Origin of the sequence: Pseudochrobactrum sp. sp1633, from assembly GCF_030376605.1 — a bacterium.
Taxonomy (GTDB): Bacteria; Pseudomonadota; Alphaproteobacteria; order Rhizobiales; family Rhizobiaceae; genus Pseudochrobactrum.
In genome coordinates this window covers 1-20,399 of the sequence record NZ_JARRAE010000009.1, presented here as the reverse complement: position 1 = coordinate 20,399, position 20,399 = coordinate 1, and the positions used below count along the sequence as shown (strand labels likewise).

The following is a 20,399-nucleotide window of genomic DNA, read 5'->3' as shown; positions in this document are numbered from 1 at the left end:
TGATTGAAAAAATATTGAGGGATATCATGATCAAATTTGTTGTTGCGCTCGGCCTGCTGGCAGGAACTGTGTTGCCGTCTTTTGCGGCAGAGAAAATTGTTGTTTTTGCTGCGGCCAGCATGAAAGATGTGATTGATACGGCGGCAGCAAAATTCAAAACTGAAAACGGTGCGGAAGTAACAGCGTCCTATGCCTCTTCCTCAGTTCTGGCGAAGCAGATTGAGGCCGGTGCGCCGGCTAGCATTTTCATTTCAGCAGATCTCGACTGGATGGATTATGTGCAGGAACGCAAACTGATTGATAATGATAGCCGCGCTGTGATTGCCGGTAATGCGCTGGTGATCGCCGGTGCCAAAGATACAAAACCGGCAGAGGCCGCAGAGATCCTCAAAGCCGGTCGTTTCTCGATGGGCGATCCATCAAATGTGCCTGCCGGTAAATATGGTAAGGCGGCGCTGGAAAAGCTCGGTATCTGGGCTGATGTTTCTGCAAATGCGGTCTTTGCCGAGAATGTGCGTGTTGCCCTGCAATATGTTTCGCGTGGTGAAGTGAAGGCCGGTATTGTCTATGCGTCAGACCGTGCGCAGGTGCCTGAGCTGACAGAGGTTTATCGTTTCCCTGCATCCAGCCATGCGCCAATTCTCTATCCTGCGGCGCTGGTCGGCAAGCCTGATGAGAATGCACAAGCGTTTCTTGCATTTCTGCGCAGCGATGCCGGACAGGCAATCATTGCCGATAAAGGCTTTGTTCCTGCGGCTGAAGCAAAATAAGACGGTGATATGAGCTATGGCATTGCCGGAAATGGAAATCATCGCTTTGTCTTTGAGGATAGCAGGCCTTGCTATCCTCGGGGCGTTGCCGGTTGCTTTCGGCTTTGCCTGGATTTTGGCGCGTTATAATTTCTGGGGCAAAAGCCTGTTGCAGGCTGTACTGACGATGCCCTTGGTGTTGCCACCCGTGGTGACCGGTTATTTTCTGCTGGTGCTGTTTGGCACACGCGGTGCTATTGGCAGCTTGCTGCTGCAATGGTTCGATTTTACTTTCGCTTTCCGCTGGACGGGTGCGGCGCTTGCTGCCGGCATTATGGCGCTGCCATTGCTGATCCGCCCGATGCGGCTGGCGATTGAAAATATCGATAAGGGTTTGGAAGAGGCTGCCCGCACATTGGGTGCCAGTCGGATCAAAGCCTTTATGACGGTGACACTGCCTTTGCTGATACCGGGTATTATCGCCGGTAGTGTACTGGGTTTTGCCAAGGCGCTGGGCGAATTTGGCGCGACGATTACTTTCGTTTCCAATATTCCTGGAGAGACACAAACTCTTTCGCTGGCGATTTATGCCCTGATGCAGACGCCGAGCGGTGATGCGGCGGCTTTGAAGCTTATTCTGGTTTCCGTTGTGTTGTCTGTGCTGGCGGTGGTGCTGTCTGAGTGGTTGCAGCGTCGCTTGAGCGGGGAGCGCCGGTCATGAAAAAAACTATACCGGCTGCGCTTGATATGAATGTTAAGGGCAGTAATGGCAGCTTTCAGGTTAAGGCTGCATTTCGTGCAGAGAGCGGCGTGACCGCCTTGTTCGGCGTATCGGGTGCCGGAAAAAGCACATTGCTGCGTATGATAGCCGGAACGCTGCGCCCTGCGGAGGGGCGCATTGCTATCGGCAATCATGTGTTGTTCGACAGTGCGAAAAACATCAATCTCAAACCGGAGCAACGGCATATCGGTTATGTCTTTCAGGATAGCCGGTTGTTTCCGCATCTCAGCGTGTTGCGCAATCTGACCTATGCACAATGGGCGGGAAAGCGTGTCTCAGAACATAGTCTGGAAGAAATCACCACATTGCTCGGGATTGAAACGCTGTTGCAACGCAAACCGCATCAACTGTCCGGCGGCGAGAAACAACGCGTGGCCATCGGTCGTGCCCTGTTGTCGGCACCCAGACTTTTGTTGCTGGATGAGCCTCTGTCATCGCTGGATCATGCACGGCGTCAGGAAATTTTGCCCTATCTGGAGCGGCTGCGGGATGAGAGCGGAGTGCCGATCGTTTTTGTCAGCCATGAGGTCGATGAAGTGGCGCGGCTGGCAGATACGCTTGTGCTGCTGGAGCAGGGACGGGTACGGGAAAGCGGATCAGTGTTTGATATTTTTAGTCAGATTGACGGTACGGGCGATACGACCAGTGTGCTTTTGCAGGGCGAAGTCACCCGCAGTGATGACGCCTATGCAATGGCTGAAATTGCTATTGGCGGGCATCATTTTCAGCTGACAGATCATGCGCTGCAATCGGGTATGAAAGTGCGTCTGCGAATCCGCTCGCGCGATGTGTCTCTGTCGCGTTTTGCGCCGGTCGATATCAGTATCCGCAATATTTTTCCGGTGACGATTACCTCAATCTCTACCGATGACGGGCCGTTCGCTGAACTTTGCCTGCATCTGGGTGATGTGCAGCTGCTTTCGCGAATTTCGCGCAAGTCTGTGCAGGATTTGAAATTGCAGGCCGGTGAGCAGGTTTTTGCGCTTATCAAAGCAGTGTCGATAGATCGCAGTGCAGCACGTCTTCAGCAAAATGAAATCAGTTTGCAATCTGCATAAAATATGGTCATTTCCTTTTGAGGAAGAGGAGAATGATTATGCAGGACTTGTCAGAGTGGACAGCGCGGCCTGTTCCTGAGCGGAAGGTTCTGGACGGGCATTATGTGCGGCTGGAGCCGCTGGATGTGAGCAGTCACGGGCAGGGGCTGTTCGAGGCCTCGAGTGTCGAGGATGCTGATAGCCGTTTCACATGGCTGTTTGACCATGCACCAGCAACGCTCGAAGACATGCGTCCCTGGCTGGAAAAATCGGCTGCGAGTAAAGACCCGCTGTTTTTTGCTGTAATTGACAAGGCATCCGGCAAAGTTGCCGGTCGACAGGCTTTGATGCGAATTGATGCTGTGAATGGGAGCATTGAAATCGGGAATATTTACTGGGGACCGTTGATTTCTCGTCAGGCGGCGGCAACAGAGGCGCAGTATTTATTCATGCGCTATGCTTTCGAAGAACTTGGCTACCGGCGTTATGAGTGGAAGTGCAATAATGACAATCTGCCTTCAAAACGTGCGGCAGAGCGGTTCGGCTTTCAGTTCGAAGGTATTTTCCGTCAACATCTGGTCGCCAAGGGCAAGAACCGCGATACGGCATGGTTCTCGGTGATTGACAGTGAATGGCCGGTGTTAAAACAGGCTTATGAAGCATGGCTTTCACCGGATAATTTTGATGCCAGCGGGCGGCAGATTAAAAAGCTGGAAGCGTTTCGGGATGATGCATTTCAGGGAGCCAATGCATGACAACACCACAACAAAATAAGAATGATACGCGCAATGCTGCCATTGCGGCCGGCGTGATCATGGTGGTGTTTGGCGCGCTGTTTTATTCCATGCCGATTATCATGCTGGCGGTCGGGCCATACAGCCATGTGCTGGCAGCGCTGATTGCAATCGTCTTTGTCATGGCCTTTTTTGTGGTGTTCTGGCTGCGGGCGAAATCACAGCGAAAACACCACAAAGAGAATTAACTTAGGGCAGCTATCAGCAGAAGCACACCGGTCAGAATGATGAATAATGCAGCGGCGATTTCGATCGCCGTTTGCAAGCGTGCTGACATCAGCGGATTTTTGACAAGGCGGAGCGCGGTGTTTTTTGCGGTGACAGCAAGTGTGGCCAGCAGAGCAACGGTGATAAATGTGCCGAATGCCATAGCGAAAGTGGAAAGAATTCCGCCCAGCAACAAGCCGTTGAGCATTGAGAATGTCAGCACGATAATCGCGCCGGAGCAGGGACGGATACCAACGGCGATAATCGCTGCCCATGCTGTTTTCCAGTTGAAATCACCATTTAATGTGGACGGATCGGCAAGGTGACTGTGGCCACAGGCCGAGCAATTGGCACCGTTGCCTGAAAAATCATGGTCGAAAGCAGCGGCTTTGGCACCGGCAGGCTGATATTTAAGCCGCATGGAGGTGTTAAGTGCCGAGGGTTTTTGCATGGCCGATGATGATAATGCACCTTGCCAGACCGGTTCAGAGCTCACCGGTTCCGGAATGATAGACGGCGCGCTTTTCGGCTGCGGCCGCAATTTGCGGCTGATAATGTATACACCACACAAAATGACCAGCACATAACTGGCTATTTCCATAGTGCGGCCTGCTTGTCCCATTGAAATGCCGATGCCGCGCAGGACGAACCATGCGAGGCTGACCAGCACAATAGCAGAAATTGCCTGTAATATGGATGAGACGAAGGAAAGCATGATGCCGCGCCGCAGGGCGGTTTCATTGGCAATCATATAGGATGAGATCACCGCTTTACCGTGGCCGGGGCCTGCGGCATGCAGAATGCCGTAGAGAAAAGACAGGCTTACCAGTACCCATGCCTGCCACGGGTCTTCACGCATGGCTTTCAGAGCGGTGGTCATCATCAGGTAAAAGCGTTTTTGCTCGGCATTAATCCACATGATCAGATGGGCAAAAGGGCCGGTCGGCTTCAGCGTAACCTCGCTGGCACCGATACCAAGCGAAGACTGTGCCCATGCCTGAGAGTGCGGCACGAGTAACAGGCCAGCGCATAGAATGGTCAATAGCAAAGCACAGGCTCTTAACGGTGAGAGAGCAAGAGTGTGGTGCTTTGCGTGGTTCATACCGGAATGCCTCTGATGATATAACGTAACAAAATGAAATTCGAGCCGGTCATGTTAAACCGGTTGTTGGCTGGTTATTTACAGGTGATTTCTATGCGGGTTGCGAAAAACTTGGACACATCATTGGTCATGGCGGCAGCTTCGTCAAAAAACGCCTGTGTCAGACTTTGCTGGTTTTGGGCCAGTGCCTCATCAGGATCAGGACGCACAACGGCGGAAGTGCAACCGGACGGCATGCCCTTTATGATGAGATCTTCGTCTTTCAGATAATCAATGGCGGTATAGAAAGTCGGGTCATAAACGCCGAAACTCAGCTTATGCCCCGGTTCCAGTTTCAGTGGTTTTTCCGGTTTGCTTTCGAACAGAACAATCAGCTGATTATCCGGCAGGTCTGCAATCAGATGCTCAGGCTTGTTCATGGCAACGTCTTTGCCGTCCTGCGTAACCGTCTGAAAATATTTATATTCGGCGATGGATGTGTCGATTGTCGTGCTGAGTTCGTTCAGTTCGGCGCTGTCGAGTTTCAACGTGCCTTTCTTGTCAAACTCCATCAATACAGTTGACGAGAACAGGTCGTCAAAGCGCCAGACATGCGCCAGTTTTTCAACAGAACCATCCGGTGTGATGGTGATTTCCAAACGTGCTTCAGCAAAAACATGCGGATGCGCTGATGCCGCAACCACACCAAGGCCTGTCATGAGACAGGTCAGGCCGAGGACATTCAGTAAAGACTTGTTTTTGCTGCTGGTCATGGAGACGGTAATCATTCTTTGGAGCGGTCAATGCTGGTTCGGAATTTGGGGAATGAGTGAGGCAAAACTACGACAAAATTTTATAAGCTCACTGTCTCATCATTTGTCAGTTCTTTACACGGATTATCTTTGAACCATTTGGCGAGATAATCCACGAGCAGACGCACTTTGGCAGGCAGATAGGTGCGATGCGGATAAACCGCATAAATACCGCCGTCATTGAGCATATAGTCCTGAAGTACCGGAATGAGCGTCCCTTTGGTCAGTTCGCCATCGGCCACAAAACGGGGTAAAACGCTGAAACCCAACCCCTTGACCGTAGCGGCCATTGTGGTGAGCGGACTGTTGACCTCAAGCGGGCCACGGACAGCAACGGTCATCATTGAGCCGTCCTGATTGCGGAACTGCCAGTTATTACGCGAGCGGCTGTTGGTATCGGTGATGCATGGCATCTCGCGCAATTGCTCCGGATGTTCCGGTTTGCCAAAGCGCGTTATCAGCTCAGGTGAGGCACAAACAACTGTATGGAAAGCTGTCAGGCGTTTGGCAATCAGGGATGAATCCTGCAGGCGCGTGATGCGGATTGCGAGGTCAAAACCTTCCTCAACCAGATCGACGAACCGGTCGTCGAGGTGGATATCGAGAGAAATCTCAGGATGATCGGCACAAAAATCAATCAGAGACATGCCAAGTGAGGCATCAGCAAAGCTGCGCGGAGCTGTCAGTTTGATTTTACCACGAACATCGCCGCTGCTCTCAGAAATGGAATCCTGAAGGTCATCCAGCTCGCGCAGAATTTCCGTGGCACGGTGGTAATAGGTATGGCCGCTCTCTGTGAGCGAGAATTGCCGTGTTGTGCGGTTAAGCAGGCGCACACCCAGATCGTCTTCCAGCTCGCGCACATATTTGGACAAAAGCGCTTTTGAACGGCCGATTTTGCGTGCCGCCGCCGAGAAGCCTTCAGCCTCTACAACGTCAATAAAAGCACGCATCCGTGTGAGTGTGTCCATATGCTTTTCCCTCCAGATCAGCGACCAAACTGCACCATATATCGCGATCCTGAATATTCAAAATGTCTCAGAAATATCAAAGTGATTCGCTGTGTTGCAATCAATAAGACACCCGTTTTTATCATCTACATAAAACACTGCGCCGTCTTTTGAATAAAGAAGTGATTTATTAACCAAAAAAAATCAAATCAGTGCAAATTTGTCATTGTGTGGACACATAAATCATCTTATATCGCGCTTGCCCAAAGTCGCACGTGCCTGTGGGTGTCCGCCGGTATTCTGAATGGAGAATAGACCGGTACGGTAACCTGGACCTAACCGCTCCAGTTGATCTGATGGCCAACCACGGATCAAGGACACCTTGAAGCAACGACGGTGCGGGCCTTTCTGGTGTCTTCCGGCTCTCCACAGGTCGGGAACTCAAAGAGGCACACCCTCATTGCCCTAAGTGCGGAACCGGGATTTCCCTATTCCAAGCCAAGGCAGACAAAGCGGAAAAACGCTAAATTCAGGGCGTTGATCCATCTGCATATGTATTTGTTCCGTGTTTCCTGCATCTCCAAAGGCCGGTTGCGCGAAGAGCTGATTCATATTTGCCGTAAGGCAGTTTGTCCCTCTGATGGCTTTTGATGCGTGTATGCGCAGGTATTTGCTCATCAGTCCTTTGAAACCATGCTCAACCTTGTGCGGTAAACGCGCGGGGGCAGGCTTTCGCATCGCAAATGATATGAAGATGCGGCTTTTTACTGCTTAAATGCAGTTCAGGAGATCAGGATGGCTACTCAGCGCATTATCGACTTTCTTGCCACCCGACGTCCGGAAGGCCCTTGCCTTGTCGTTGACCTCGACGTTGTGCGTGAAAATTATGAACATTTTGAAAAGGCTCTGCCAGCCTCGCGCATTTTCTATGCGGTAAAGGCAAATCCTGCACCACAGATCTTGTCGCTGCTCGCCTCTATGGGCTCGAACTTCGACACAGCCTCGGTTGCAGAAATTGAAATGGCACTGAATGCCGGTGCAACTGCTGACCGCATTTCTTATGGCAACACCATTAAGAAAGAGCGCGATATTGCACGCGCTTATGCCTATGGCATTCGTCTCTATGCTGTTGATTGCGTTGAAGAAGTGGAAAAGGTTGCCCGTGCGGCACCGGGTTCGCGCGTTTTCTGCCGCATTCTTGCTGATGGCGAAGGTGCAGAATGGCCGCTGTCGCGCAAATTCGGTTGCGTGCCGGAAATGGCTGTCGATGTTCTGCGCGCTGCACATAAGCTTGGTCTCGATGCCTATGGCGTATCGTTCCATGTCGGTTCGCAGCAGGTTGATCTGACTGCATGGGATCGCGCTTTGGCCGATACCAAAGGCGTGTTCGATCTGCTGACTAAAGAAGGTATCAATCTGAAGATGGTCAATATGGGCGGTGGTTTCCCGACCCGTTACCTCAAAGATATTCCGACTGCACAGGCCTATGGCGAAGCGATTTTCGATGCGCTCAGCCGTCATTTTGGCAATCGTCTGCCAGAAACCATTATCGAGCCAGGCCGCGGCATGGTTGGCAATGCCGGTGTAATCAAAACCGAAGTGGTTCTGGTTTCCCGCAAAGCTGACAATGACAATCGCTGGGTTTATCTCGATATCGGTAAATTCGGTGGTTTGGCTGAAACCATGGATGAAGCAATCCGTTATCAGATCGTAACCCCGCGTGACGGCGATGAGCTGGAGCCTTGCGTTCTGGCAGGCCCGACCTGCGACAGCGCCGATGTGATGTATGAAAAGACACCTTATCCGCTGCCGGTCTCGCTGACCATCGGTGATGAAGTGCTGATCGAAGGCACAGGCGCATACACAACAACCTATTCGGCTGTTGCGTTTAACGGTTTTGAACCGCTGCGTTCCTATGTGATCTGATACTGATATGCGTCTCCTGCGAGGCGCGTATCCTGTCACACATTGAAAATGATACCGGTGAAGAGATTTCACCGGTCTTGTCACATAAGATTTTTGCTTTGTGTTTATCCTCATATGTGTGTGAGGAAACGATACCCCTTACCTCTTTGTTTTGGCGCATTTGCCTCACGCAAATGCTTTAAGGTTCACGCTGATGTCTGCTTCTTCTGTTGCGGCCGGAACCACGGCTGAATTGTCAGCCGCGCAAGTCTCTGCTCCGGCACTGGCTTCTTTTCGTATTGTTCATGAAACGCCTGCGGACAGCAGTGCGCGTGAGGCTTTGCTCGACCGTGTGATGGGTGAGGGGCGCAAGCGTAAATCATCAGAAAAGCTGCGTCGCAAACGCGTGCCTGCCTATGGTCTGGCACTGGTTGCGCGCGATGATCATGGGGCGATGATCGGCAGTGTCCGGCTCTGGCATATTTCTGCCGGTAAAAAAGCGGGCGGAGAAGCTGTGCCTGCTTTGCTGCTGGGGCCTTTGGCGGTTGAGGATGCTTATGCGGGGCGCGGCGTCGGCTCGGCTTTGATGCGTCAGGCTATTCGCAATGCGCAGGCGCTCGGACATAAGGCGATTTTGCTGGTTGGTGATCCGGAATATTATGACCGCTTTGGATTTATCGATCGTAACATGTCGGGCTTAGCGATGCCGGGACCGGTGGAGCGTCATCGTTTTCTGGCGCTGGAGCTGGAAGAAAATTATCTGGACGGTGCATCCGGTGTGCTGACTGCGACCGGCAAACTGACATCCGAGCAAAGTGCAATCGCTGTTTGAAATATGATATCCTGAAAATCGGTGTGGTTTTCAGGATTATCGTTGCCATAATCACAGTTTCAGTTGAAACCTGTTTTAAGTATCATACCTATATCATAATGATCCGGTGTTCTGCCGGTGGTCTTCATATATAGGGAAATCAGCATGCAACTGGCGGATATCGGACTGATCGGGCTTGGCGTAATGGGTTCCAATCTGGCGCTCAACATTGCCGAAAAGGGATATCGCGTCGCTGTCTATGACCGTGAAGCACCGGTTCTTGAGAAATTCTATGCATCGAGTGGTGTGTTGCAGGATCGTATTATTCCCTGTGAGACAATGGAAAAGCTGAGCGCGAATATTGCGAAGCCGCGTCCGATTATTATGCTGATCAAAGCAGGCGCGCCGGTTGATACGGAAATGGCCAAGCTGAAAGCCTTTCTCGGAAAAGGCGATATCATCATTGATTCCGGCAATTCCGATTATCGCGATACGGTGCGTCGTCTGAATTCACTCGGCGAAAATGATCCGACTTTTGTCGGCATGGGTATTTCCGGGGGAGCAGAAGGTGCGCGTAACGGGCCGTCGATGATGGTTGGCGGCACAACAGATGCCTATGCGCGGATTGAACCGATCCTGAATGCCGTGGCAGCCCGATATAAAGGTGAACCATGCAGTGCTTTGATGGGGCCTGATGGCGCGGGGCATTTTGTGAAAACCATTCATAACGGCATTGAATATGCCGATATGCAGATGATTTCAGAAATTTACGGTATTTTGCGCGATGCCTGCGGATTGAGCGCTGCAGAAATTGCAGAGATTTTTGCACGCTGGAATAAAGGCGCGCTCAATTCGTATCTCATCGAGATTACTGCGGAAGTGTTGAAGGCGATTGATCCTGCAACCGGAAAACCGGTGCCGGATATTATTCTCGATGCTGCGGGGCAAAAAGGCACCGGACGCTGGGCGGCCATTGAGTCACAGTTTCTCGGTGTTCCGGCAACAGGCATTGAGGCGGCAGTCGCTGCGCGCTCCATTTCCTCCTTGATTGAGCTGCGGCAGAAAATGGCGCAAACCTATGGTGATCCGGTACAGGCCGGAGCTATTAAAGCGGATCAATCCTTTATTGATGCTTTGGAGCAGGCCTTGCTGGCAGCAAAAATTGCAGCCTATGCGCAGGGTTTTGCGGTAATGGCCGCAGCATCCGCTGAGCATCAGTGGAACCTGCCGCTGGCGACCATTGCGCGTATCTGGCGTGCGGGTTGCATTATCCGTTCGCAATTTCTCGATGAAATCGGTGAGGCTTTTGCTGCCAATAAAGTTGAGAACCTGCTTCTTGCACCGGCCTTTGCTACCCAAATGGGGACTGCGGCGAAAGATTTGCGTAAAATTGTAGCCGCCGCGATTGCCGCCGGTGTGCCGGTACCGGCACTGAGTTCGGCAATCAGCTATTTTGATGGTTTCCGCCAGAAGCGTGGCTCAGCCAATCTGATTCAGGCGCAGCGTGATTTCTTCGGTGCGCATGGCTTTAAGCGAATCGATAAAGACGGTGATTTCCACGGCCCTTGGGGCGACGGACTGTAATTGCTGTTTGCACAGGATAAGAAAGGCCGGACTTTCATCAAGTCCGGCCTTTTGTTTTTCATTTTCCCAGAATCAACAAATCTTGTGCCGCAAAATGGACAGTGATTTTTTCGCCATGCTGTGGCGGGCGCATTGCCGGATTGTTGAAACTGTCAAAAGACAGCTGGTTCTCGCCAAGCGCAACACGGGTACGGATAACCGAACCTAAGAAATGTACATCCTGCACAATCACTTCGACACTGCTGTTGCGGGCAGGGGATGCCTCAAGACTGATCGTTTCCGGCCGCAAGGCTAAGGTGATTGCATCTGATTTCTGATAGGCGGCCAGTGTTTGCGGAACTGTAATGGTATTACCGCCAAGATCGACTGTGTTGCTATGCGGGTCATTCACACGGGCTTCCAGCATGTTCAAGGTACCAACGAATGATGCCACGAAGCGCGTTGCCGGACGGTTGTAAATATCAAATGGCGTGCCGATCTGGTCGGCCATGCCTTCATGCATCACAACAATGCGGTCAGAGATCGACAGAGCTTCTTCCTGATCATGGGTCACAAAGACCGTGGTGATGCCGAGTTTACGCTGAATGGCGCGAATCTCTTCACGCAGCGAAACACGAATTTTCGCATCCAATGCGGAAAGTGGTTCATCAAGCAGCAGAACCTGCGGCTTTGTAGCCAAAGCACGGGCGAGTGCAACGCGCTGCTGCTGGCCACCGGACATCTGATAGGGAAAACGATCTGCCAGATGTTCAAGGCGGATCAGTTCCAGCATTTCTTTAACCGTTGCATCGATCTCGGCTTTTGGCTTGCCGGAAACCCGCAGACCAAAGGCAACATTCTGCGCCACAGTCATATTCGGAAACAGTGCATAGGCCTGAAATACCATGCCGATATTGCGCTTGTTCGGCTTGAGATCGACCACATCCTGACCGTTGATTTCGATAATACCCTGATCGGGAGATTCAAAACCGGCAATCATACGCAGAACGGTGGTTTTTCCGCAGCCCGATGGCCCAAGAAACGATATGAACTCACCTTTTTCAACCGCCAGACTGAAATCATGGACAACAGTATTGGCGCCGAAGCTTTTTTTGAGATTGTTAATATTGAGAAAAGCCATGACTTAATTGCCTGCTGTCTTAAATTTGGAGAAGCGGGTGACAAGCTGCAGCATAATCATGCTCAACCATGTGATGCCGAAGGCAATGATTGCCAATGCTGACGGCTCATAGGCGCGGTTTGCACCGACAAGCTGCAGATAAGGGCCGAAAGCCGGACGATTGAGCAGAGAAGCCAGTGTAAATTCACCGATGACGATAGCGAAAGTAATGAATGCACCGCTCATAACGCCGGAAAGCACATTCGGGAAAATCACCTTGAACAGAATGGTTGGCCAGCTTGCGCCCAGACTTTCCGCTGCTTCTGTCAGCGTACGAACATCAATTGTGCGCATGGCCGTATCAATCGAGCGGTACATATAAGGCAATGCCAGCGTTACATAACCGAACATCAGCAGAATATCTGTTGCCCGTGTCGAGCCGGTAAATGGCAGCCATGAGGACGAGTTATAAATCCGCAAATAGCCGAACACGATAACAATCGCCGGAATAACCAGTGGCATCAGCGTGATAAATTCAATCACCGGACGCAAATACGGCATGCGCAGACGTACCCAGTAGGCCGTTGGCACTACCAGCAACACGCCGAAAATAATCGTCATGATTGCCAAGAGAATGGAATAACCGAAGGTTGCCTGAAAATTCGGGTCGGTCAGCACTACGCGATAGGCATCGAATGAATATTCACCGCGACGCATGCGAAGGGAAAATTCAAATGTACCGATCAGAGGTACTACGAAATAGATGGCACCGATCAGAAAGGCGATCCATGCGCCAAGGGTTTTTGGAATGAAATATTTCAGTTTCATTTCTGCCACCGTTCTGCGCGCATACGCAGCCAGATATAGAGCAGATTGGAAATGCCGGTGATCAGGATCATACCCAGAGCCAGTGCATAGCCGAGATTCTGATTATGCAGAACATCGCCGCGAATCTGCGCATAAAGCAGGATTGGTACGATATTGAGCGAAGAGCCGGTCAGCGCATAGGCCGTTGCAATGGCGCCAAAGGCATTGGCAAACAGCAACAGGCTGGTGCCGAGCAGGCTTGGCCAGAGAATCGGAAAGGCCACCATGCGCCAATATTGGAATGTTGTGGCACCGAGAATTGATGAAGCCTCACGCCATTCTTTTTTCAGACCATCCAAAGCAGGCGTGAGGATCAGCACCATCAGTGGAATCTGGAAAAACAGATAGGTCAGCGTCAGGCCGAAAAAGCTCAGCAGGTTAAAGCCGGTGGCATAGAGGTTAAATCCGAACCATTCGCGTAGTAAAATGGTGACAAAACCGGTGCGGCCGAGTGTGGCGAGAAACGCAAAAGCCAGCGGAACACCGGCAAAGTTGGACGCGACGCCGGAGAATGTGAGCACAGTCGGGCGCAGAAAACGGGGCAGTTTGCCCAGCACAATCGCCCATGCCATGAACGAACCGATGATTGCGCCGCCTAATGCGGAGGCAAAACTGATTTTGATCGAGACCCAATAGGCACTCATGATGCCGGGTTCAAACAAATCTATAATATTTTGCAGGGTGAAATTACCCTGATCATCCTGAAACGCACCAACCACCAGATACATGGTCGGCCAAAGCAGAAACAGAATTGCGAATGCGAAAAAAGGGGCAACACCCAGCCACTCTAATGGCAGGCGACGCTTGGCGCGGCGCGCGGGGGGCATGTCAGATGTTACGCCATTACTGGACAAGCTCATATTATTTTTGCTTTTTATCGTCTGCGACTATGAAATATTCCGCAGATTGAGGTGCTGAAATCTGCAAGCATTCAGCCAAGAGTGCAACTGATCTACCCGCTGAGTTGTTGTCTATGATGATATGTGCCGCATTAAAACGCAAATTGCGAAAACTGTTACGGGAGGTTTTATAAGCTCCCGTAACAGCAGCAGTATCAGAGGTTCAGTTTACTGAACATTCGCGCCGACGACGCTATCCCAGTTCTTTGTAATCACAGCCTGAGACTTGTCGAGTTCTTCCAATGTCGGGAAAACAGCTTTCTGGTAAGCTTCTGCCGGTGGCAGCTTGTCGAGCAGATCCTGAGGGATCTTGCCTTCTTTTGCCATAGCGTTGAAGCGGATCGGATGGCAATAGCCCTTCAGATAGCCGATCTGGCCTTCATCGGAATAAAGGTGTTCCATCCAGAGCTTGGCTGCGTTCGGATGCGGTGCATAGGCGCTGATGCCCTGCACGTAAACGCCTGCAACAACACCGGTTTTCGGAATGATAACTTCCACTTCCGGATTGCCTTTCAGCGTATCACGATCAGCAAGCGCGTTGTAATCCCAGCGGATAACAATCGGGGTTGAACCCTGTGCCAGAGATGCAGCCTTACCGATAACCGGTACGAAGTTGCCAGCTTTGTTCACATCACGGAAGAATTCGAGACCCTTCGTTGCTGCTTCTTCACCGGCTTTGCCGCCAAGAGCGAGACCAGCTGCATACACGCTCAGGATTGCCTGTGTGGATGCACGCGGATCACCGGAATGGGCAACAGCATTTGCAAATTCAGGCTTGAGCAGATCAGCCCAGTCCTGCGGAGCATCTTTGATGATGTCTTTGTTTACTTCAAAGGCCAGAACGCCGTAATAGTCGCCGTACCAGAAGCCTTCTGCATCTTTTGCATCATCCGGGATCGAATCCCATGTTGATACTTTATAAGGCTGAAGCAGACCGGCCGCTTTGGCAGTGGTGCCGAAAGTAAAGCCAACATCGATCACGTCAGGTGCCTGCGGGCCCTTATTGTCTTTGTTTGCTTTAATCGCTTCGATTTCATCGCCGGAGCCTGCATCAGGGTTCAGTTCATTGACCTGAATGCCGTATTTGTCTTTGAAGCTCTTGATGATTTCGCCATAGCCGCACCAGTCATGTGGCAGAGCGATTGTGGTCAGCTGACCTTCAGCTTTCGCAGCCGCAATCAGTTCTTCTGACGGCGCAGCCACAGAGAATGTGGTGCCGGCAAAAGCGATTGCTGTTGTGAGGGACAACAGCCGAGTTGTTCTGTTAAGCATTGATATACTCCCCTTAAATCTACGGGAGGCCTGTTTTAGGCCAGCCTCGTGTTTTTTCGATAGGCGTGTCCTGTGAAACTTGCATGACAGCTATCGTTTTTCTTCAATCCCGCGGCAAGTGAACCATGTTTTTATATCGCAAGCAATTGAATGTTGCAGTTTCGGCCATGACAAATGAATAAAAGTTAATGAAACACGTAATGGTTTGAATATATTAAATATTCTCTGAATTTTTCTTGGCGGATGAGCGCTGTAAATTACTTTCATTTGCTCAGGATGTGATTTTTCGTATGTCGTTAACAGTATATATATTGCGGGCAAAGAGTTGGTAGTTGTGCATTGCGATAAAAACATTTTAATAAAACGTCGATGCAAATATGTGCGTTTTTGTAAGTAAGCGAATGAAAATTCTTTTTAATATATTGTTTTAATTTGGTGTTTCATTGAGGCCCGCATCGGGTCTAGAGCCAGGAAAGGAGTGATGGCCGGTTTTATTTTATGAAGATGATTGTCGTTAATGTCTGGTTTGCGGCATCGTACTAAAATTATATTTTCTGCTGCATTTAAGACGTAGTATTCGTTCACAAGGCTTTCGCGCGTTTTTTGCTTTCGAATCATTTTCATATTTGCGCGTTTTTATTGTTTCATTTTTTTGTGGTTTCATTTCGCCGATTTTAAGGTGCTCAAAACGGAATTTCTCTATGGAATTTGAATTTATCCATTTCCCTGATTTTCAGAACAGTTTCTTTGGTAAAGAATATCGCTCGTCTATACTTGAGACATATCTTGCTGTGCGGCAGCGGCTTTCATGCCGACATATTACGCATATCACGCCCAAGCATCCTGATGATCATACAAGTGACGATACCGTCCGCGCTGTTGTCTCCACATATCCTGCCGATTGGGTGGTGAATTATGCGGTGAAAAGCTATTTCGACATTGATCCGTTATTCCATCAGAAATGGTCTGATGTTCAGAAGCCGCGCAGCGTCAGTATTGCCGAGATATATAATCAAAAGCAAAACACGCCTTTGTTGCAGAGTTTTGTGGATGATATGCGCGCCCACAACTTCGGTACATTATATATAATGGTGACTCAACGCCTGAACGGACGAGGCGATGCGCATACAATTTTTGCGTTTGATGATCTGAAAAATCAAAACGGAAAGAACGGAATGTCTGCCGCAGAGCTGATCCGTTTGCTGGAGAAGGATTTTTTGCTTGCTGCTGCTCAGGTGCACGAAGCTGTTCTGACGGCAGTTTGTGATTACTCAACTCAAAAGACAGAAGTGCAGTCGCTGGTTTCTCTGACACCGCGCGAAGTTGACTGCCTGAAATGGGCGGCGCGTGGCAAGACGGATGGTGAAATTGCGGAGATTCTCAGCATTGCCCGCTGGACCGTGGTGACCTATCTGCAAAATGCCAAGATCAAGCTTGGCTGTGCTAACCGTACATCCGCGGTTGCGGTGGCGATGTCGCTTGGCATTATACCTCTGCCGGATACATCACATCTTCAGGGGTGAGATCTGAAATTTCCCGCACCGGTGCAGTGGCGGTGCGGGATCTGGCCTATAGGCGCTTAGTTATGGGCACAGCTGGCACAAAGGCCGCGAATTTCCAGCGTGGTTTTGCTTGGATGGAAGTGATTTTTCTGCGTCCAGTGCTGCACGCAATCTTCAATTTCCGGTTCCGAGAATTCTGAAGCCAGACCGCATTGATCGCAAATCGCAAAAGCAGCAATGCCATGAAGATGGCCGTGTTCCTGATGATGCGGATGTGCGCAGGCGATAAAGGCATTCAGGCTTTCAAGACGATGGATCAGGCCGTATTCCAGCAATTTATCCAGTGCGCGATAAACCTGCAAAGGTGCGCGGAAACCATCCTCACGAAGCTGATCCAGAATAGTATAGGCGCTGAGCGGAAATTCAGCCTTTGCAAGCGTTTCCAGAACGAGATTTTGATTGCGTGTGAGTTTAGGAGCGCGCGCAGCTGCAGCTGTTACTGAATGCGTGTGACTGGTCATCTCAAGTCTCCTTATCGCGCGCAACTGGCAAAGATGCTTTGAGTTTCTGCCAAGGTAGTAAGCTTATAACAAAAAAGATCACAGATGCCACGACTATGGATGGCCCTGATGGCGTGTCATAATTGAGTGACCCGAACAGGCCGGCAATAACTGCGCAAGCGCCGATGAATGCTGCATAAATGGCCATTTGTTCCGGCGAAATAGCAAAACGCCGTGCTGTGGCTGCGGGTATAATCAGCAAAGCGGTAATCAGCAAAATGCCCACAATCTTCATGGCAATGGCAATCAGCAATGCCAACAAAATCATAAAGAGTGTGCGGTAAAGTTCAGGCTTCATGCCTTCAGCTTGTGCAATGTCTTCGCTGATAGTCGCTGCCAGCAACGGCCGCCAGAGTTTAACCAGTGCGGCTAATATGAGTGCGCCACCGGCATAGATAGCAATGAGGTCGGATACAGAAACCGCGAGTATGTCGCCGAAGAGCAGTGACATAAGGTCAAAGCGAATCCATGTCATGAAGGCTACCAGCACAAGGCCGAAAGCCAGCGTGGCATGGGAGAGAATGCCCAGCAGGGAATCGGCCGAAAGCGTATGCCGCCGCTGCAAAACAACCAGCAGCATGGCTATGGTGAATGCTATAATAAAGACTGAGACCATGATATTCAGGTCAAACAGCATAGCCAGACCGACACCAAGCAAGGCGGAATGCGCCATTGTATCGCCGAAATAGGCCATACGCCGCCATACGATAAAGCAACCAATCGGGCCGGTGATTAAGGCAATGCCAATTCCGGCAAGCATGGCGCGGAAGAAAAAATCATCAAACATGTTTGTGCCCGCCGGTTTTGGAATGGTTATGCTCTTCAGCGGGCTCATGATGATGGCCGTCATCATGGTGACAATGATCGGTTATCGTTCCGTCTGCATGTTGCACACGTCCGTCAGCCAGATGGGTATGGTCGTGATGATGTGTATAAACGGCAATTGACGGCGGAATATCTGCTCCGCGCGGAGTGCGCAGTCCGAAAAGCTTGGCATATTCAGGGCTTGCAGCCACATCAACCGGTGTACCGCTACAACAGATATGACCATTGAGGCAGACAACCCGATCAGTTGCGGCCATAACAATATGCAGATCATGCGAGATCATCAGCACGCCGCAGCCGGTCTGGTCACGGAATCGGGCAATTTTCTCGTAAAGTTCGGCTTCACCGGCAAAGTCGACACCTTGCAATGGCTCATCCAGTACCAGTAAATCCGGTTTGCAGGCAAAAGCACGGGCAAGAAGCGCGCGTTGAAACTCGCCGCCCGAAAGGTGAACGACCTGAGCATTCATGAGCTGAGGTATCCCCGCAAGCTCCAGAGCGGAGGTAATTGCATCTTTACTTAAGGGGCGGGTCATACGCATCATACGTTCAACCGTTAGCGGCAGGCTCGGATCGATCGTGATTTTTTGCGGGACATAGCCGATTGCCAGCTCTTTTTCTTGCTTAACGCTGCCCTCATCCGGCTTGTGAATGCCCAGTGCCATTTTAGCTGTCGTGCTTTTCCCTGAACCATTCGGACCGATCAGGGTGACAATTTCACCGCGGTGCAAATTAAGACTGATATTGCGAACAAGCCAGCGTCCGTTGCGCTCAACACCTGCATTGTCCAGACGCAGAAGAATTTCCGGCTCTAGTTTATGAGGTAGCGTTTGTCCGTTTGGCGCTGTTGATAATGAGTGATGCATTGTTCGCTTTCGCAATTCAGAGCGGTTCAACTGAATGAAGATATAGGAACCGCTTTATCTCTTGTCAGCGGTTATCTCATACGTTATAGCATTACGCAATAATGTAACTTTATAACATATTGTATCTGCGTGCTGCCATTGCAAATGGTGGCAGCTTTTAATGGCAATTTCTGTGAGGTTTTATGTCTGTTATCCGAGTTTTGCTGGCATCCGCTTTATTGTCTGTTTCATCCCAAGCTGTATTGGCTGCGGAAAAAGGCGATGTGGTGGTTTCAATCAAGCCAATCCATTCGCTGGTTTCCGCAGTCATGCAGGGGGCAGGGGAGCCGGAGCTCATCGTCAAGGGGTCAGCGTCAGAACATGGATATAGTCTGAAGCCTTCCGATGCCGGTGCGCTGGAAAAAGCAAAGGTGATTTTCTGGGTCGGGCCGGAAATGGAAACCTATTTGACGAAGCCTTTGGAAAGTCTCGGTGCAAAGGCTGAGGTTGTCCGGCTGGATCAGGTAAAGGGACTGGAAATCCTCTCCGCTCGTGAAGGCGGAAATTTTGAAGCGCATGATCACGGCGGGCATGGACATAGTCACGACCATGACGCGGAAGGTGAGGCGCATGATCATCATCATGATGATATGCATATCTGGCTTGATCCGCAAAACGCTAAACTGATGCTGGTGCCGATTGCGGAGGCGTTAAGCAAGGCTGATCCTGATCACGCAAAGCAGTATCGGGAAAATGCGGCAGCCTATGCGGATAAGATTGATGCATTACAAAAAGACGTGGCGGCGGAGTTGGAGCCGGTGCGCACCAAGCCTTATATTGTGTTCCATGATGCCTATCAGTATTTCGAGCGCCGGTTCGAACTTTCTGCGGCCGGCTCAATTACAGTCAATCCGGAAAAGGCGCCGGGAGCGGCACGTATTCGTGAAATTCAGTCCAAGGTGAAATCCTTAGGTGCGACCTGCGTTTTCTCCGAGCCGCAATTTGAGTCTGCGCTGGTTAAGACTGTGCTTGAGGGTACAGAGGCAAAAACAGGCGTCCTTGATCCGCTTGGTGCAGATATAAAAGACGGACCAGAGCTTTACCCGCAACTGATCCCTAATCTGGCGACATCTTTGAAATCGTGTTTGCAATAATCTGCATCAAAAATCGCTGAAGCCATCTGCCAGTGTACGCTTATCAAGTACGCTGGCGATGGCTTCGCGCACTTCCAGCATCATACGACGAATTTTACAATCTTCCTCAATACAGTCTTCGCAGGCTTTATATCCTGTTTTGCTTGCGCAGGGGAGGGGGGCCAGCGGGCCATCAAGGCTGCGGATGATATTGCCGATTGAAATTTGATCGGCCGGCTTAGCCAGACAGAAGCCGCCGCCTTTTCCTTTGCGGCTCAGTACAAATCCCGCGACGCGCAAATCGGTCAGGATATTATCGAGAAATTTACGCGGAATATTACGGGCTTTGGCTATCTCGCCCACGGAAATAAGATTGTCTTGCGGGGCTTCGGCCAGATGCACCATAGCTTTGAGGCCGTATTTCCCTTTTTTAGTCAGCATGTAAGCGGTGTTCCCTGCATTATATATATTGTTATTGTGCTCTATGTGTAGCGTAGACCGTCGCCGGTATCAAATGCGGAACAGCAGGGCAGGGGTGCTTGTCGTTTTATAATATGCATACGAATCTGAATGTGCGGGCACTGAAAACTGGCTAACAATTGTTTAATTTTTGTATTTTTCCCTGTGGAAAGAAACTTTACGATTTATGTGATTTTTTTGAAAAGTCGTGTTGACAGTTTGGATTG

The 20,399-nt window shown here is 50.6% G+C and carries 21 protein-coding genes; 10 read left to right on the top strand and 11 right to left on the bottom strand.

The window, feature by feature from the left end; genetic code table 11:
* Nucleotides 1–26: 26 nt before the first annotated feature.
* Genes modA through P8H26_RS11415 form a run of 5 tightly spaced genes read left to right on the top strand, consistent with a single transcriptional unit; the run spans nt 27 to nt 3,549 of the window.
* Complete coding sequence (modA, locus tag P8H26_RS11435) at nt 27–770, top strand: molybdate ABC transporter substrate-binding protein (RefSeq protein ID WP_289633142.1); 744 nt, start codon at nt 27–29, stop codon at nt 768–770.
* A 16-nt stretch (nt 771–786) separates the two neighbouring features.
* A complete protein-coding gene (gene modB, locus P8H26_RS11430) occupies nt 787–1,470 on the top strand; it encodes a molybdate ABC transporter permease subunit (RefSeq protein WP_289633141.1) in 684 nt (227 codons plus the stop codon).
* Nucleotides 1,467–2,588, top strand: coding sequence for a molybdenum ABC transporter ATP-binding protein (gene modC, locus P8H26_RS11425; protein ID WP_289633140.1), 1,122 nt, complete (start codon nt 1,467–1,469; stop codon nt 2,586–2,588). Before modB ends, modC begins: the two co-directional genes overlap by 4 nt.
* Before the next feature lie 38 nt (nt 2,589–2,626).
* Nucleotides 2,627–3,322 (top strand): GNAT family N-acetyltransferase, encoded by a 696-nt coding sequence (locus tag P8H26_RS11420; RefSeq protein ID WP_289633139.1) that lies wholly within the window; start codon nt 2,627–2,629, stop codon nt 3,320–3,322.
* On the top strand, nt 3,319–3,549 hold the full coding sequence (locus P8H26_RS11415; protein WP_289633138.1) for a hypothetical protein: 231 nt from the start codon (nt 3,319–3,321) through the stop codon (nt 3,547–3,549). Before P8H26_RS11420 ends, P8H26_RS11415 begins: the two co-directional genes overlap by 4 nt.
* Here the strand turns inward: P8H26_RS11415 and P8H26_RS11410 are convergent.
* The 3 genes from P8H26_RS11410 to P8H26_RS11400 form a co-directional block, all read right to left on the bottom strand.
* On the bottom strand, nt 3,546–4,670 hold the full coding sequence (locus P8H26_RS11410) for a nickel/cobalt transporter (RefSeq protein WP_374708287.1): 1,125 nt from the start codon (nt 4,668–4,670) through the stop codon (nt 3,546–3,548). The two genes, P8H26_RS11415 and P8H26_RS11410, sit on opposite strands and share 4 nt — an antisense overlap.
* Nucleotides 4,671–4,744: 74 nt before the next feature.
* The gene (locus P8H26_RS11405) at nt 4,745–5,422 is read right to left on the bottom strand and encodes a DUF1007 family protein (RefSeq protein WP_374708286.1); all 678 of its coding nucleotides are present in this window, start codon (nt 5,420–5,422) and stop codon (nt 4,745–4,747) included.
* Nucleotides 5,423–5,502: 80 nt separating this feature from the next.
* Nucleotides 5,503–6,432: a LysR family transcriptional regulator gene (locus P8H26_RS11400; RefSeq protein WP_289633137.1), complete on the bottom strand. Its 930-nt coding sequence runs from the start codon at nt 6,430–6,432 to the stop codon at nt 5,503–5,505.
* 774 nt (nt 6,433–7,206) lie between these two features.
* Between P8H26_RS11400 and P8H26_RS11395 the strand changes: the two genes are divergently transcribed.
* The 3 genes from P8H26_RS11395 (at nt 7,207) to gndA (ending at nt 10,711) form a co-directional block, all read left to right on the top strand.
* Nucleotides 7,207–8,337, top strand: a complete 1,131-nt coding sequence (locus P8H26_RS11395; protein ID WP_289633136.1) for a type III PLP-dependent enzyme — start codon at nt 7,207–7,209, stop codon at nt 8,335–8,337.
* Between the two features lie 193 nt (nt 8,338–8,530).
* A complete protein-coding gene (locus P8H26_RS11390) occupies nt 8,531–9,148 on the top strand; it encodes a GNAT family N-acetyltransferase (protein WP_289633134.1) in 618 nt (205 codons plus the stop codon).
* Nucleotides 9,149–9,292: 144 nt separating this feature from the next.
* A complete protein-coding gene (gene gndA / locus P8H26_RS11385; protein WP_289633133.1) occupies nt 9,293–10,711 on the top strand; it encodes an NADP-dependent phosphogluconate dehydrogenase in 1,419 nt (472 codons plus the stop codon).
* Between the two features lie 58 nt (nt 10,712–10,769).
* On the opposite strand, the gene P8H26_RS11380 is transcribed toward gndA, so the two are convergent.
* The 4 genes from P8H26_RS11380 to P8H26_RS11365 all read right to left on the bottom strand — a co-directional run bounded on the left by P8H26_RS11380 (nt 10,770) and on the right by P8H26_RS11365 (nt 14,848).
* Nucleotides 10,770–11,831, bottom strand: a complete 1,062-nt coding sequence (locus P8H26_RS11380; RefSeq protein WP_289633132.1) for an ABC transporter ATP-binding protein — start codon at nt 11,829–11,831, stop codon at nt 10,770–10,772.
* A 3-nt stretch (nt 11,832–11,834) separates the two neighbouring features.
* On the bottom strand, nt 11,835–12,638 hold the full coding sequence (locus tag P8H26_RS11375; RefSeq protein ID WP_289633131.1) for an iron ABC transporter permease: 804 nt from the start codon (nt 12,636–12,638) through the stop codon (nt 11,835–11,837).
* Nucleotides 12,635–13,504, bottom strand: a complete 870-nt coding sequence (locus tag P8H26_RS11370; protein WP_289633261.1) for an ABC transporter permease subunit — start codon at nt 13,502–13,504, stop codon at nt 12,635–12,637. The genes P8H26_RS11375 and P8H26_RS11370 overlap by 4 nt, the downstream gene beginning before the upstream one ends.
* A gap of 240 nt (nt 13,505–13,744) precedes the next feature.
* Nucleotides 13,745–14,848 carry an ABC transporter substrate-binding protein gene (locus P8H26_RS11365; protein WP_289633130.1) on the bottom strand — a complete coding sequence of 368 codons (1,104 nt, stop codon included), beginning with the start codon at nt 14,846–14,848 and terminating at the stop codon, nt 13,745–13,747.
* A gap of 701 nt (nt 14,849–15,549) precedes the next feature.
* Here P8H26_RS11365 and P8H26_RS11360 point away from each other — a divergent pair.
* A complete protein-coding gene (locus P8H26_RS11360; protein WP_289633129.1) occupies nt 15,550–16,371 on the top strand; it encodes a LuxR family transcriptional regulator in 822 nt (273 codons plus the stop codon).
* Nucleotides 16,372–16,427: 56 nt separating this feature from the next.
* Here P8H26_RS11360 and P8H26_RS11355 read toward each other — a convergent pair whose 3' ends face one another.
* The 3 genes from P8H26_RS11355 to P8H26_RS11345 are packed head-to-tail and all read right to left on the bottom strand — an operon-like array spanning nt 16,428 to nt 18,601.
* The gene (locus P8H26_RS11355; protein ID WP_289633127.1) at nt 16,428–16,871 is read right to left on the bottom strand and encodes a Fur family transcriptional regulator; all 444 of its coding nucleotides are present in this window, start codon (nt 16,869–16,871) and stop codon (nt 16,428–16,430) included.
* Nucleotide 16,872: 1 nt separating this feature from the next.
* Entirely contained in the window at nt 16,873–17,697 is an 825-nt protein-coding gene (locus P8H26_RS11350; protein WP_289633126.1) for a metal ABC transporter permease, read from the bottom strand.
* Complete coding sequence (locus P8H26_RS11345; protein WP_289633125.1) at nt 17,690–18,601, bottom strand: metal ABC transporter ATP-binding protein; 912 nt, start codon at nt 18,599–18,601, stop codon at nt 17,690–17,692. The genes P8H26_RS11350 and P8H26_RS11345 overlap by 8 nt, the downstream gene beginning before the upstream one ends.
* Nucleotides 18,602–18,783: 182 nt before the next feature.
* Here P8H26_RS11345 and znuA point away from each other — a divergent pair, with 182 nt between their 5' ends.
* A complete protein-coding gene (znuA, locus tag P8H26_RS11340) occupies nt 18,784–19,734 on the top strand; it encodes a zinc ABC transporter substrate-binding protein ZnuA (protein WP_289633124.1) in 951 nt (316 codons plus the stop codon).
* Nucleotides 19,735–19,740: 6 nt separating this feature from the next.
* Here znuA and P8H26_RS11335 read toward each other — a convergent pair whose 3' ends face one another.
* Nucleotides 19,741–20,154: an Rrf2 family transcriptional regulator gene (locus P8H26_RS11335; RefSeq protein WP_289633123.1), complete on the bottom strand. Its 414-nt coding sequence runs from the start codon at nt 20,152–20,154 to the stop codon at nt 19,741–19,743.
* Nucleotides 20,155–20,399 lie beyond the last annotated feature (245 nt).